9 protein-coding genes are annotated in these 14,308 nt (G+C 74.4%); 2 read left to right on the top strand and 7 right to left on the bottom strand.

From position 1 onward, the window contains the following. Positions 1-295: 295 nt before the first annotated feature. The 4 genes from E1165_RS16595 to pcaF form a co-directional block, all read right to left on the bottom strand. Positions 296-796, bottom strand: a complete 501-nt coding sequence (locus tag E1165_RS16595; RefSeq protein ID WP_132392451.1) for a DUF456 domain-containing protein — start codon at positions 794-796, stop codon at positions 296-298. Between the two features lie 90 nt (positions 797-886). After that, positions 887-3,049: a bifunctional diguanylate cyclase/phosphodiesterase gene (locus E1165_RS16590; protein ID WP_132392449.1), complete on the bottom strand. Its 2,163-nt coding sequence runs from the start codon at positions 3,047-3,049 to the stop codon at positions 887-889. 6 nt (positions 3,050-3,055) lie between these two features. Next, complete coding sequence (locus E1165_RS16585; protein ID WP_132392447.1) at positions 3,056-3,871, bottom strand: SAM-dependent methyltransferase; 816 nt, start codon at positions 3,869-3,871, stop codon at positions 3,056-3,058. A 238-nt stretch (positions 3,872-4,109) separates the two neighbouring features. Further along, positions 4,110-5,315 (bottom strand): 3-oxoadipyl-CoA thiolase, encoded by a 1,206-nt coding sequence (gene pcaF / locus E1165_RS16580; RefSeq protein WP_132392445.1) that lies wholly within the window; start codon positions 5,313-5,315, stop codon positions 4,110-4,112. A gap of 107 nt (positions 5,316-5,422) precedes the next feature. Here pcaF and E1165_RS16575 point away from each other — a divergent pair, with 107 nt between their 5' ends. Then, on the top strand, positions 5,423-6,094 hold the full coding sequence (locus tag E1165_RS16575) for a DUF998 domain-containing protein (RefSeq protein WP_132392443.1): 672 nt from the start codon (positions 5,423-5,425) through the stop codon (positions 6,092-6,094). A gap of 206 nt (positions 6,095-6,300) precedes the next feature. After that, the gene (locus E1165_RS16570) at positions 6,301-7,596 is read left to right on the top strand and encodes a dicarboxylate/amino acid:cation symporter (protein WP_132392477.1); all 1,296 of its coding nucleotides are present in this window, start codon (positions 6,301-6,303) and stop codon (positions 7,594-7,596) included. 214 nt (positions 7,597-7,810) lie between these two features. Here the strand turns inward: E1165_RS16570 and E1165_RS16565 are convergent, their stop codons facing one another. The 3 genes from E1165_RS16565 to E1165_RS16555 form a co-directional block, all read right to left on the bottom strand. Further along, on the bottom strand, positions 7,811-11,308 hold the full coding sequence (locus tag E1165_RS16565) for an ABC transporter ATP-binding protein (protein WP_132392441.1): 3,498 nt from the start codon (positions 11,306-11,308) through the stop codon (positions 7,811-7,813). Between the two features lie 105 nt (positions 11,309-11,413). Beyond that, the gene (locus tag E1165_RS16560) at positions 11,414-12,007 is read right to left on the bottom strand and encodes a TetR/AcrR family transcriptional regulator (protein ID WP_132392439.1); all 594 of its coding nucleotides are present in this window, start codon (positions 12,005-12,007) and stop codon (positions 11,414-11,416) included. A gap of 76 nt (positions 12,008-12,083) precedes the next feature. Then, positions 12,084-14,276 (bottom strand): YhgE/Pip domain-containing protein, encoded by a 2,193-nt coding sequence (locus E1165_RS16555; protein ID WP_132392437.1) that lies wholly within the window; start codon positions 14,274-14,276, stop codon positions 12,084-12,086. Positions 14,277-14,308 lie beyond the last annotated feature (32 nt).

Below are 14,308 nucleotides of genomic sequence, written 5' to 3'. Positions count from 1 at the left end.
GTCAATACTCAGCCCTGAGGATCTCACGGCCGGCACGGCTAATCGCGTTGCCGCGTGGGCCAGGTCGGGGCATCCTTGAGCCCGTGACCAGGCCCGATCGCGACGGGGCTGAAGACCGGGCGCTCGGCAACGTCCGGTCCGCGCGGCGGCGCGGGGCGTCCACCTCTCTCTCACGTACGGCGATCCGCCGTGCCCGACGGACGCCCCTCGCCGCCGCCTCCTCATCCGACGTCACAGGTGGGTCAGCGGCACCCGCCGGGCGGATGCCGCACCGACACCCACGTGATCGGGTATGTCAGGTGAGCAGCAGGCCGGCCACCCAGAGCGCGGCGACCACCAGCCCGGCCAGGAACTCCACCAGCATGGACAGGCCGGCCGCCTTGACCGCCTGCACGGTCGCCGGCCAGGCGAGCTGGTTGCTGCCCAGCCGCAGCCGCTCCGCGCCCCACACCCCGCCGACGAAGCCGAGCACCAGGCCGACCACCGGGACCACGAAGAACCCGACCAGCCCCAGCAGCCCACCGGCGAGCAGCGACGACGTCGGCACCCCGGTGCGCTTCAGGTTCCGCCCCGGCCAGGCGTACTTGACGACGGTGCCGCCGGCCACCACCACGGTCGCCGCCGCCAGGACCGCCCAGCGGCCGGGCCCCGCGCCGCCGAACACCGCCCAGACCAGCACCCCACCCCAGCACAGCGGCAGCGCCGGCAGTCCGGGCACCACCACCCCGGCCAGCCCGCCCAGGATGGCCAGCGCCGCCACGACCGACACCACGGCCTGCGAGTCCGTCAGGTCCACCCGGCCACCTCCACCCGTCGCGCGTCGTCGCAGACCGGGGCGCAGCCGAGGTACGCCGTGCGTCGCCCGCTCACGGCGAACCGTACCGGGTCACCCCGCCGCCTCGCCGCGCAGCCGGGCGGTGATCTGCTCGGCCGGCACGGGTGGGCCGAACCAGCGTCCCTGGCCGGTGTCGCAGCGCAGCGACCGCAGCCGCTCGGCCTGCGCCCCGGTCTCCACCGCCTCGGCGGTCACCCACAGCTCCAGCGCGTGCGCCAGTCGTACCAGCGCGTCGACGATGCGCTCGTCGCGGTGGTCGGCGGTGTCGTCGGCGGTGTCGGCCCGGATCCCCTCCACGAACGGCCCGGCCAGCTTCAGGCAGTGGATCGGCAGCCGGCGCAGGTACGCCAGGTTCGAGTACCCGGTGCCGAAGTCGTCGATGGCCAGCCGCACACCGAGATCGGCCAACCGGTGCAGCGAGCGCAGCGGCTCGCCCGCGGTGCCCATCACCGCGCTCTCGGTCAGCTCCAGCTGCAACAACTCGGCGGGCAGGCCGGTACGGCGCAGCACCTCCGCCACGATGTCCACGACCGCCGGGTCGTCGGCCTGTCGGGCGGCCAGGTTGACGCTCACCACCAACCGCTGGTCCGGGAACTCCCGGTGCCACGCCCGGGCGTCCCGGCAGGCCTGGCCGAGCACCCACCCGCCGAGGCGGACGATCAGCCCGGTCTCCTCGGCCAGCCCGATGAACCGGTCCGGGCCGATCATGCCCAGTTCGGGGTGCCGCCAGCGGACCAGCGCCTCCACGGCCTGCATCCGCCCGTCGAGCAGCGAGACGATCGGCTGGTAGTGCAGCACGAACTCGCCACGGTCCAGCGCGGCGGGCAGGCCGGCGGCGAGCGCCGAGCGGGCGATGTCGGCGGCGCTGCGCTCCGGGTCGTACACGGCCCAGCGGCCACGCCCCTCCGCCTTGGCCCAGTACAGGGTGGTGTCGGCGGCCTTCATCAACTCGGAGACGCTGGTTTCCCCGGCCGGGCACTCCACCACGCCGATGCTGGCCGTGACGGCGAGCTGCTGGTCGCCGATGAGCACCGGGGCGGAGACCGCCGCCAGGGCCAGCTCGGCGACGCCGACCGCGTCGTCGATGCCCTCGCCGGCGGCGACGAGGATGACGAACTCGTCGCCACCCATCCGGGCGACCAGGTGGCCCTGCCCGGCCACGCAGTCGGCCAACCGGCGGGCGATGGTGACGAGCAGCCGGTCCCCCAGGTCGTGTCCGAGGCTGTCGTTGACCGCCTTGAACCCGTCCAGGTCGAGGAAGCAGATGCCGATCCGCTGCTCCGGGCCGGCCTCCTGGAAGAGCCCTCCGAGTGTCTCGAAGAAGAGCGTCCGGTTGGGCAGGCCGGTCAGCGGGTCGTGCAGCGCCTGGAACCGCAGCCGCTGCTGGAGCTCGTACCGCTCGGTGATGTCCTCGACCATCGCGACGGTGAACCGGGGCCGGCCGTCGGCGTGCCGGATCAGCGAGACGGCCAGGTCGGTCCAGACCGCACTGCCGTCCTTGCGGTAGTAGCGCTTCTCCACCCGGACGCTGTCGTGCTTGCCCTCGATCAGCTCCTGGTAGAGCTCCCACATACCGGCGGCGTCGTCGGGGTGGAACAGCGACGCCACGTTGATCTGGCGCAGCTCCTCGATGGAGTAGCCGAGCATGTCGGCGAAGGACTGGTTGACGTCGATGATCTCACCGTCGACGCCGGCGATGCCGATCCCGATGGCCGCCCCGGTGAAGACCGCGCGGAAGCGGGCCTCGCTGTCCCGCAGGGCCCGCTCCACGGTGTCGCGGGCCTGCCAGGCCGAGCGGGCGATCCGCTCCTGCTGGGTGAAGGTCCGGTCGCGCAGGGCGCGGGCGAACCCGGCCGCGAGCGCGCCCTGCAACGCCGCGACCCGCTCGGCCGCGTCGACCGGGTCGCCGTCGGGCAGCACCCGGGCCAGGAACCGGTCGCCGAGGGCGCGCACCGTCCAGTCCAGCACCCGGGGTTCGGTCAGGTGCGCCTCCACCAGCGCCCGCCCCACGTCCTCGGCCGGGGTGGCGGAGAACTCCTCCGCCCGCAACGCCCTTGCCAGCCGTACGGTGTGCACGAGCAGCAACCGCTCGGTCTCATCCGCGCTCAGTGGCACGAAACCGAGCCGCCGCGCCGCCCGGGCCCACTCGGCGGCGTACTCCCGGGCGCCCGCGCGGCTGTGGTCGCCCCCGCCGGTGTCCGGAACGGCGGCCATGTCGGCTCAGCCGACGTGGCCGTACCGGGCGACGCCACCGAACGCCCCGAAGCGCTCGGGGTGCTCGTCCACGTCGGCGGGCGAGTCCGGCCGCCACAACGGCATGTGCACCACGCCCGGCTCCAGGAGCGTCCAGTCGCCGAAGAATCCGGTGATCTCGGCCCGCGACCGTAGGGTGATCTCGGTGTCGGTACGCGCCGACAGCCGCTGCGCGTCGAGCATCTCCTGCGGCTGGTCCTCGTAGGTGGAGTGCGAGATGACCAGGAAGCTGCCGGGCGCGGCGGCGGCGCGCAGGGTGTCCAGGACGTCCGCCGGCCGGTCGGCGTCCGGAACGAAGTGGACCACTCCGGCGAGCAGGATGCCGACCGGCCGGTCGAAGTCGATCAGGTTACTGGCCCGGGCCAGGTCCAGGATGAGCTTCGGCTCCCGAAGGTCGGCCCGGACGGCGGTGGCCCGGTCGTTGCCGGCGAGCAGTTCGAGGCTGTGCGCGACCGCCACCGGATCGATGTCGACGTAGACGATCCGCGCCTCGGGGTTGGCGGCCTGGGCCACCTCGTGCACGTTGCCAACCGTCGGGATGCCGGAGCCGATGTCGAGGAACTGGTCGATACCGGCGTCGAGCAGCACCCGGACGGCGCGGCGCAGGAACTCCCGCCCCGCCCGCATGGTGGCGGCGAGGTTCGGGGTCATGCTGGCGATCTGCTCGGCGAGTTGCCGGTCGATCTCGAAGTTGTGCGCGCCGCCCAGGAAGTAGTCGTAGACCCGGGCCGCGCTCGGCCGGCTCAGGTCGATCTCGGCGGGAAGTCCGTCCGGCATCTGCATGTGCCTCGCCCCAGTTCGTCGCCGTGGCGCGGGAGGGCACCGGCGTCCGGCGCGCGGGCACGCGCAGGCGACACCGGCCGACCCGCGAATCGTGTGGTGCTGCCCACTCTAGGCCGGCTGGGCGAGCGACGGGAGATCCACTGTGGCCGGCGGACGGTGGCGGCGGGCGGCCGTACGTCCAGCACCGCGCCGGTCACCGCCGGTCACCATCCCGGGTGGCCCGGCGGCGTTCACCGGGTCAGCCGGCGGCCTCCAGCAGCATCGAGATGCCCTGCCCGACGCCGACGCACATGGTGGCCAGCGCCCGCCGACCGCCCCGGCGGCGCAGCTCCAGCGCGGCGGTGAGCGCCAGCCGGGCGCCGCTGGCCCCCAGCGGGTGACCCAGCGCGATGGCCCCGCCGTTGGGGTTGACGTGCTCGGCGTCCTCCGGCAGGCCCAGCTCGCGCAGGACCGCCACCGCCTGCGCGGCGAACGCCTCGTTGAGCTCCACCACGTCGATGTCGGTCAGGCCGACGCCGAGCCGGTCGAGCAGCCGACGGGTGGCCGGCACCGGCCCGATACCCATGATCCGGGGCGGTACGCCGGCCGCCGCCGCGCCGCTGATCCGGGCCAGCGGGGTGAGGTGGTACCGGGAGACCGCCGCCGCGGAGGCGACCAGCAGGGCGACCGCGCCGTCGTTGACCCCGGAGGAGTTGCCGGCGGTGACCGTGCCGCCGGCCCGGAACGGGGTGGGCAACGCGGCGAGCTGCTCCAGTGAGGTTTCCCGGGGGTGCTCGTCGACCTCGACCAGCGTCGTCTCCCGGCGGCCGGCCGGCGCGGTCACCGGCACGATCTCCTCGGCGAGGCGGCCGTCGGCCCGGGCCTTGGCGGCCCGCTGCTGGGAACGGAACGCGAACTCGTCCTGGGCGACCCGGTCGACGCCGAACTCGGCGGCCACGTTCTCCGCCGTCTCGGGCATCGAGTCGACGCCCCACCCCCGCTCCATCAGGGGGTTGACCAGCCGCCAGCCGATGGTGGTGTCGTACACCTCGGCGCTGCGGGAGAAAGCCGAGGTCGCCTTGGGCAGCACGAACGGCGCGCGGCTCATGCTCTCCACCCCGCCGGCCACCATCAGCTCCGCCTCGCCGGCCACGATCGCGCGGGCGGCGGTGGCCAGGGCGTCCAGGCCGGAGCCGCAGAGCCGGTTGACCGTGCTGCCGGGAACCTGCTCGGGCAGCCCGGCCAGCAGCGCGGCCATCCGGGCCACGTTGCGGTTGTCCTCGCCGGCCTGGTTGGCGCAGCCCAGGATCACGTCGTCGACGCGGGCCCAGTCCACCGACGGGTGGCGGGCGACCAACTCCCGGATCACGTGCGCGGCGAGGTCGTCGGGGCGTACCCCGGCGAGGGCGCCGGCGTAGCGACCGATCGGGGTGCGGACTCCGGCCACGAGATATGCCACGGTCATGCTGCTGCGTCCTTCGGGGGTGGGAAGGGGCTGAGGTGGCGGCGCCCGGGTCACGGGAACACCCCGGCCGCCAGGATATCCAGGCACGGACCGGATAGGTTGACGGCATGTCCCGGGCTGCGTCCACCGGCACGGCACCGTCAGGGCGAGCCGGCGGCACGCCCGGTCGGGCCGCCGCCGCGTCGGCCGCCGCCGGCTGTGTCCTCGCCGGCACGGTCGCGGTGACGGTCGCCGTGGTCGCCGGTCCCGGTCCGGGCCTGACCGGGTACGTCAGCGAGGCCGGCATCGCCGGCAGCGGGTACGCCTCGACGTACCGGATCGGGGTCTTCGCCCTGGCCGCGGCGCTGTTGCTGCTCGCCGCGGCGCTGCCCCCGGCGTTGTGGGGCGCGGCCGGCCCGCTCACGGTCGGAGCCGTCTGCACCGCGCTGTCGGGGGCGGTGACGTGCAGCGACGGATGTCCGCTGCCGCCGTTCGAGACGCCGACCGTGGCGGACCTGGTGCACGGCGGGGCGAGCATCGCGGCGGTGGCGGCGACGGTACTGGCGATGGTGGTGATCTCCTGCTCCCCGCACGCGACCCCCGGCCTGCGGCGGGTGGCCCGGCTGGGCGCGGCGGTGGCCCTGCCGCTGGCCGGCGTGGTCGCGGTGGTCCTGTTGACGGTGGGGCGGGGCAGTCTGGTGGGCGGCCTGGAGCGGTTGTTGTTGGCGACGGCCGCCGGTTGGGGCCTGGCGACGGCGAGTGTGTTGGGGCTGGCCCGAGGACGAACACCGTCAATGTAAGGATCGTCACGGCTCCGCGCCTTCCGGCCCGGTTTCCGGCGGGAGTAGCGTCGGCAGGCGATGACCAACGTCTGGCACCTCACCGTGCGCCTGTACGTCGACCTCCGACGGCAGGCCAGCGGCGTCTGTCCGGCGCAGCCGATCTCCTGACGCTGCCCCGTTCCGACCCTCCGACAGACCTTGGACCCATTCTCATGGCTTCCGCCCTGCGCAAGATCCCCTTCTCCGTGCAGATCCTGGCCGGCCTCGTGCTCGGCGTGGCGCTCGGCTTCCTCGCCCGCGCCGGCGACCTGAGCTGGCTCGCCAGCACCCTCGACACTGTCGGCGACCTCTTCGTCCAGCTGCTCAAGCTGGCCGTTCCGCCGCTGGTCTTCACCGCCATCGTGGTCAGCGTGGTCAGCCTGCGCGGCGTGGCCAACGCCGCCCGGCTGGCATGGAAGACGCTGCTCTGGTTCGGCGCCACCGCCCTCATCGCGGTGGGTGTCGGCATCGGCCTCGGCCTGCTCACCAACCCCGGTCGGGGCGTCTCGCTGGACACGGCCACGGCCGCCGCCCCGCAGCGGACCGGGTCCTGGACCGACTTCCTCACCGGCATCGTCCCGACCAACCCGGTCGGCGCGTTCGTCGAGGGCAACGTCCTCCAGATCGTCTTCCTCGCCCTGGTCGTCGGCGCTGCCGCGCTGCTGGCCGGCGAGGTCGCCGAACCGTTCGTGGCCGTCAACCGCGCGCTGCTGGCGATCGTGCAGAAGGCGTTGTGGTGGGTGATCCGGCTCGCCCCGATCGGCACCCTCGGCCTGATCGGCAACGCCGTCGCCTCGTACGGCTGGGACCTGCTCGCCCCGCTCGCGAAGTTCACCACCGCCGTCTACGTCGGCTGCGCGATCGTGCTGTTGGTCGTCTACCCGGCGCTGCTGGTGGCCGCCGGCCGGCTCAACCCGCTGCGCTTCTTCGCCGGCGCCTGGCCGGCCATCCAACTCGCCTTCGTCTCCCGCTCGTCGGTGGGCACCATGCCGGTGACCCAACGGTCCGTCGAGCGTCTCGGCGTCCCCCGCGAGTACGCCTCCTTCGCCGTGCCGTTCGGCGCCACCACCAAGATGGACGGCTGCGCCGCCATCTACCCGGCGCTCGCGGCGATCTTCGTGGCGCACGTCTTCGGGGTGCACCTGAGCGTCACCGACTACCTGCTGATCGCCTTCGTCTCCGTGGTCGGCTCGGCCGCCACGGCCGGCCTGACCGGTGCGATCGTGATGCTCACCCTGACCCTGAGCACGCTGGGCCTGCCGCTGGCCGGCGCCGGTCTGCTGCTGGCGATCGACCCGATCCTCGACATGATCCGGACCGCCACCAACGTGGCCGGTCAGGCCCTCGTGCCGACGATCGTCGCCGCCCGGGAGGGCACCCTCGACCGCGCCGCGTACGACTCGGCCGGCCGGCGTGAGCTCATCGACGCCGAGGAGCAGCAGCCGACCCGCTCCGACGAGCTGGCGCCGGTTCCCGCCTGAGCCGCCCGCCGGGAACTGCTCCGGGACCCGTACTGGCCCCGCCGCGCCGCCGCCAGGCTCGGCGCCCACCCCGGCTGGCCCGACCAGTACGCCCGCGCCTTCTGACCGTGCCCGGTCGGCCGGCCCGACCCTGATCTGCTCCGTGTGCGGCGTGTCGCGTGTCCCTGGACGGGGACACCGCGACACGCCGCACACGTGGATCACCCGGCCGGGGTCAGCCGGCCAGGTGACCCCAGTCGTCCTCCAGGTCGCGCCAGGGGCCCTGGGCGGCCACCGCCCCGTCGCGCAGGACCACCACGTGGTCGGCCCGGACCAGTGCCGCCCGCTTGGACGTCGAGCCGATCACGGTCACCCCGTGCTCGCGCAACGCCGCCCAGAGCGCCAGCTCGGTGGTGACGTCCAGCGCGGACGAGACGTCGTCGGCGACCAGCAGTTCGGTACGCGGCGCCAGCGCCCGGGCCAGCGCCAGCCGCTGCAACTGCCCGCCGGAGAGCCGGGTTCCCTTGTGCCCGATGAGCAGATCCAGCCCACCCCCGGCGGCGGCCAGGTCGTGTTCCAGCTGGGCGGTCGCCACCGCCCCGACCACGTCCACGTCGTGGCCGAGGGCGACGTTGTCGGCGACCGTGCCGGACAGCACCCGGGGCAGCTGCCCCACGTACCCGACCTGCCGCGGGCGCAGGAACAGCTCCGGTTCGGTGACCGGCTCGTCGTTCCAGCGCAGCGTGCCGGTGTGGTGCACGATCCCGGCGAGCGCCCGCAGCAGCGAGGACTTGCCGGCCCCCACCGGCCCCACGACCAGCACCAGCTGCCCCCGCGACACGGTCAGGTCGACGTCGCGGACGGCCAGCGTGCCGTCGCTGTGCAGCGCGCCGAACCCGACCAGCTCCAGCCGCCGCAACGGCCGCCGGGCGGGCGGCTCGGGCGCGGGCGCGGTGCCGGCGGCGAGGTCCACCCCGGGCACCGGCGCCGAGTACGACGCCACCCCGCACATCGACACCGTCCGCCGGGTCCACACCTTCGCCGACGGGTAGTGCGACACCAGCGCCGCGGTCGTCCAGGCGAACCAGCGGGCCGCGCTCAGGGTGGAGACCGCCACCAGGGTGCCCCCGGCGGAGAGCCCACCGGCCAGGTAGAGCCCCCAGGCCCCGATCGGCAGCAGTCCGCTGGCCATCGCCGGGGTGGACCGGGCCCACACCTGCATGGTGATCTCCCGGCGCTGCCGGTCGCTGCGCACCACGTCCAGCCGGGCGAGGTGGTCCAGCACCGGACGGGTCGCCCCGGCCAGCTTCACCGTACGTGCCGCCGACAGCGACGACACCAACGCGGTGGCGAACGCCGCCCGGGCCTTGACCGTGCCCCGGGCGGAGCGTTCCAGGCGCGGACCGAACAGGGTCGCGGCCAGCCCGGAGACCACCATCGTGCTGGCGAAGAACAGACCCGGCACGATGCTGCCGGTCACCACCGTCATGCTCACCAGCAACGTAACCGCGATGAACTGGTCCATCAGGTTGTCGGCCAGCTCCACCACCCGTTCGGTGTCGCCGCCCTGAGCCACCACCTCGGCCGGGGTGTGCCCGCTGACCCGGCGCGGGCCGGTCTGCCCGTGCACCAGCCGCAGGCTGATCCGCAGCATCTGTCGCACCCACCACTGCGGGAACCACGCGTTGGTCAGGTAGGGCATCGGCAACACCAGCAGCAGCGCGGCGGCGATCCCGAGCGCCGGCAACCAGGGACTGCCGCCGTCGACCACGTCCGCCCAGAGCCAGGGCAGCACCGAGCCGTCCACGCCGAACAGCACCATGACGGTGAACAGGCTGACCGAGACCAGCCCGTAGCGCGGGTCGTTCAGGCCCAGCCGCAGGATCTCCCGCATGGTCCGCACGGGCGGTCGCGGCGGCAGCGGCGGCGGGTCGCCCTTCGGTACGACCACCGGCCGCGGTGCCGCCGCCGGCGCGACGACCTCCGGCGCGACGTCCCACTCCCCGACCGGCGTCGGCAGCAGGTCCACCCCGCCCCGGGGCGCGCCCGCCCCGGCGTACGCGCCGGCATGGCTGGTGGCGAGCAGCTCGGCGAAACGGGCCGACTCGCGCAACGGACCAGCCTCCAGCACCGCGCCGTCGGCCATCACCACCACCTCGTCACAGCGGCGCACCGAGGAGAGCCGGTGGGCGATGACGATGCCGATCCGGTCGGTGAGCAGCCGTTCGGTGGCCTCGCGTACCCGGTGCTCGGTGACCGGGTCGAGCCGGGCGGTGGCCTCGTCGAGGATCACCACGTGCGGGTCGCGGACCAGGATCCGGGCGAACGCCACCAGCTGTTCCTGACCGGCGGAGAGCACGTGCCCGCCGTCGCCGAGCCGGGTGCCCAGCCCGTCGGGCAACTCGGCGACCCAGCCGTCCAGCCCCAGCTCCGCCAGCGCCCGGCCGGCGTCGTCGAGCAGGTCGGGGTCGAAGAGGGCGACGTTCTCGGCGAGGGTGCCGGCGAGGATCTCGGTGCGTTGCGGCACCACGGCGATCCACTGGCGCAGCCGTTCGACGTCGAGGTCGGTCAGGTCGGTGTCGCCGAGGAAGACCGTCCCGCGCGGCACGTCCACCGCCCGGGTGAGCACCTTGGCCAGTGTCGACTTGCCCGAACCGGTCCGCCCGACCAGGGCGTACGACCGGCCCCGGACGAAGCTGAGCCGGACGTCGCGCAGCGCCGGGCCGCGCCGGACGTCGCCGCTGGACGGGTAGTGGAAGGTGAGGCCCCGTACGGTCAGGTCGCCGTCGGCCGGGCTCGTCCCGCCGGAGGGTTCCTGCCGGGCGTCGGAGAGCAGCTGCACCCGGGCCCACGCGCCGAGTGCGTACTGCACCTGCGGCACCCAGCGGGCGAGGTGCTCCGTGGTGGCCCCGAAGGCGATGGCGAGCAGCCAGATCGCGGTGAGCCGGGCCCCGTCGACCCGGCCGGTGGCCAGCGCCCACGCCCCGCCGAGCACCACGGCGGCGACGCCGACCCGGACGGCCCCGCCCGCGATGGCGGTGATCTTCGCCGTCATCCGGAACACCCGGCCGCCCCGGGCGAGCACCTCGGCGGCCCGCCGGGCGTAGAGGCGCAGCACGTACGGCCGGGCCAGGCTGGTCCGGACGTCGTCCTGGCCGTGCACGGCCTCCTCCATCACCGCGGCCAGGTCCGACCAGGCCTCCTCCTCGGCCATCCGGGCCGGTCCGATGCGGGCGGTGGGGCGGCGCAGCGCCACCGCGAGCAACACGATCAGCAGCACCATGGCGACACCGGCGGGCCACCAGACGAAGACGGCGGCCGCCGTGGACAGCAGGCAGACCGCCAGGCCCTGCACCACCCGTATGCCGGTGTTACGCACCTCGGAGGCGACCTGGTAGACGTCGTTGTCGATGCGGTCGAGCAGTTCGCCGACCGGGGTGGTCTCCAGGGTGGGCAGGTCCTGCCCGAGCGCCACCCGGCAGAGCCGGCGACGCACGTCGGCGGACCAGTCGGCGGTCAGCCGGGCCATCACCAGGCCGATCATCAGCTCGCTGCCGACGGCGGCGACCAGCGCGGCGGTCAGCCCGACGAACCAACCCACCGACCGGTGCACCAGCACGGGGCCGGCCAGCGCCGACGCGGCGGCCGAACCGCCGGCGCCGAGGGCGATCAGGAACGCCACCAGAGCCAACCGGCGTGGCGCGGTGGCCCAGAGATCACGGAGCAGGCGCATGGAACGGTCCCTCCGGGACTCGGCGTGGGTGGGGGCGGCGACCCCAGCCTGACCCTCCGGCGGCGACCACTCAACGCATTTACGCCGCCGGCGGAGGCGCCGGTCTCAGGTCCGGGCGACCCGCCGGACGATGCCGAGCAGCGCCTCCTGCACGTCGGAGATCGGCCGGTCGGGCTGGAAGACCAGCCAGTCGACGGCCACCACGAGCCCGACCCCGAACAGCGCCGACGAGGCGGTACGCACGTCCAGGTCGGCCGGGAGGTCGCCGCTGTCCACCCCGGCGCGGACGGTCTGCGCGATCACCTCGATCGCCTCGCCGCGCAGCAGCCGCAGGGTCTGCTGCCACTCGCGGTTGGTCCGCCACATCTCCGACAGCAGCAGCTGGGCGAAGGCCCGGTAGCGCCGGATGTACTCCAGTTCGGCCCGGATCAGGGCGGCGAGCGCCTCGCGTGGGGGCAGCCCCGCCACCGCGGCCCGGAAGTCGGCGGTGAGCAGGCCGATGCCGTGGCGCAGCAGCTCCTCGAAGAGCGCCGTCTTGGACTCGAAGTTGTAGTAGACGGTGCCCTTGGCCACCCCGGCACGGGCCGCGATGTCGTCCACCGTGGTGGCGGAGAAACCCTGCTCGGCGATGAGTTCCACGGCCGCCACGAAGAGGCGTTGCCGGGTGTCCTCCCGCCGCCGTGATCGTCCGTCCGTCACTGGCCCTCCCCGTCGAACCGGCCGGTGTGGGCCGGGTTCGCCTGCCTGCGTGCCGCCGTCCCGCCCATGAGCATCCTCACATGCTCAGTTCGGGGTGCAGCCGGGCCGGGGTGAGCCGGCGGGAGCGGCGGACCGCGACGCCGGTCAGCAGCAGCGCCGCGACGCCGAACCCGGCGATGACCACCGCGCCGGTGACCACGGTGGCGGCGGGGCCGCCGTTGACGGTGTGTCGCAGGCCCTGCACCACGTAGGTCATCGGCAGGTACGGATGGATCGCCTGGAAGAAGCCCGGCGAGGTCTGCACCGGGTAGGTGCCACCGGAGGAGGTGAGCTGGAGCATCAGCAGGGCCAGCGCGGCGAGCCGGCCGGCCGGCCCGAGCTGCGCGCCGAGCCACTGCATGATCGCGGTGAAGGCGAGCGAGGTCAGCGCGAGCAGCCCCAGGGTGGCGCCCGGGTGGACCGGGTCGAGGCCGAGTGCCAGGGTGACCACGGTGAAGAGCACCCCGGCCTGGGCCAGCCCGATCGCCGCGGCGGGCAACCAGCCGGCGAGCGCGACCCGCCAGGCGGGCGCGCCGGACATCACGTGCCGCTGGTTCACCGGCCGCAGCAGCATGTACGTGATCATCGCGCCGACCCAGAGCGCCAGTGCCAGGAAGTACGGCGCGAAGCCCACCCCGTACGAGGCGGCGGGGTGTTGGCTGCTGCGGTCCAGCCGGACCGGGTCGCCGAGGATGCCCGCGCGGTCGGCGGCGTCGGCGTACCCGGGGATCTTCTGTTCCCCGGCGGCGAGGCCGTCGGCGAGCTGGCCGGCACCGCCCTCCAGTTTGGTCAGGCCGGCGGCGAGTTGCGCGCCACCCCCGCCGAGCTGGGCCAGGCCGCCGTCGAGGTCACGGGCGCCGGTGGAGAGCCGGAACAGCGCGCCGCGGATCTGGTGGGCGCCGTCGGCGGCGCCACCGAGCCCGTCACGCAGCTCGGCGTTGCCCTTGGCGACCTTGCCGGTGGCGTCGGCGAGCTGACCGAGGCCGTCGGAGAGCTGGTGGACCTTCGTCCGGGCGTCGGCGACGTCGTCGGCCAGGTGTGGTGCGGCGGCGGCGACCTGACGGGCGGTGGCGGCCACCTGTCGCATCTCCTGCTTCAGCTTCGCGAGGTCGAGCCGGTCGACGGTGCCGGCCATCCTCCCGGCGGTGTCGACGAGGTCGTCGGCGGCCTTCCGGGCGGCGGCGACGTCCCGGTCGTCGGCCAGGTCGGGGTGCTTGGCGACGAGCGTGTCGAGCCGGTCGCGGACCGTGCGCGCCTGGGCGGCGGCGGCGTCTGCCTGCCGCGGCAGGGCGCCGAGTCCGTCGGCGAGCGCGTCTGCCCCCTCGGCGATGGCGGTGGCGGCCCGGGCGATGGAGTGGGCGTTCTTGCGCAGCACCGGCTCGACGGTGCCGGCGGCGGCGTCGACGGTGCCGACCGCGGCGTCGACCTTGTCGGCCGCGGCCCGGGTCTGGGTGGCGACCTGGGCGCTGCCGTCGGCGAGTTGGGTGGCGCCGGTACGCAGCTTGTCGATGCCGCTGGAGAGCTGGTCTGCGCCCTGGGCGGCCTGGCCCAGCCCGGAGGAGAGCTTGCCGGCTCCGGCCTCGGCGTCGCCGAGGCCGCCGGCCAGCCGGTCGGCGCCGTCCTGCGATCGGGTCAGCCCGTCGGCGAGTTGCCCGGCACCGTCGGCGGCCCGGCCGGTCTCGGCCTTCAGGTCGGTGAAGCCGACCAGCATCCGGTCGAAGTAGCCGCCGGCGGCGCTTTCCGCGGCGGCGGCCCGGATCTCGCTGAACGCCGAGCGCGCCAGCAGGCCGGAGAGGTAGTTGGTGGCGTCGTCGTTGACCACCGTCAGCTCGGCAGCGCGCGCCGGGCGGTCCGGCTCGGGGTTGGCGGCCAGGGTGGCCGAGAAGTCCTCCGGGATGGAGAAGACCAGGTGGTACCGGCCGGTGCGCAGGCCGGCGGTGGCGTCCTGCGCGTCGGTGACGGTCCAGCCGAAGACCTTGCGGTCGAGCAGCTCGTCGGTGAGGTCCTGCCCGGCGTGCACCTCGTCGCCGTCGGCGGTCTTCGCCGGCCGGTCGGCGTTGACCAGCGCCACCGGGATGCGGTCCATGTTCCCGTACGGGTCCCAGAAGGCGTAGAGGTAGAGGGCGCCGTAGAGCAGCGGGACCACGGTGAGGACGGCGAGCGCGGCGCGCGGCAGCCGGCCACGGGTCAGCCGGCGCAGCTCGAAGCGGGCCAGGCGGAAGACGCTCATCGGGTCACCTCGGCGGTATCGGGGTCGGGGAC

Origin of the sequence: Micromonospora sp. KC723 (genome assembly GCF_004348595.1) — a bacterium.
GTDB lineage: Bacteria > Actinomycetota > Actinomycetes > Mycobacteriales > Micromonosporaceae > Micromonospora.
This window is presented reverse-complemented; position numbering and strand designations above follow the sequence as displayed.

Excerpts from the sequence above, each read along its gene's own strand:
- E1165_RS16555 (WP_132392437.1), bottom strand. The coding sequence starts at position 14,276 with ATGAGCGTCTTCCGCCTGGCCCGCTTCGAGCTGCGCCGGCTGACCCGT.
- E1165_RS16565 (WP_132392441.1), bottom strand. The coding sequence starts at position 11,308 with ATGCGCCTGCTCCGTGATCTCTGGGCCACCGCGCCACGCCGGTTGGCT.
- E1165_RS16585 (WP_132392447.1), bottom strand. The coding sequence starts at position 3,871 with ATGCAGATGCCGGACGGACTTCCCGCCGAGATCGACCTGAGCCGGCCG.
- E1165_RS16590 (WP_132392449.1), bottom strand. The coding sequence starts at position 3,049 with ATGGCCGCCGTTCCGGACACCGGCGGGGGCGACCACAGCCGCGCGGGC.
- E1165_RS16575 (WP_132392443.1), top strand. The coding sequence starts at position 5,423 with ATGTCCCGGGCTGCGTCCACCGGCACGGCACCGTCAGGGCGAGCCGGC.
- pcaF (WP_132392445.1), bottom strand. The coding sequence starts at position 5,315 with ATGACCGTGGCATATCTCGTGGCCGGAGTCCGCACCCCGATCGGTCGC.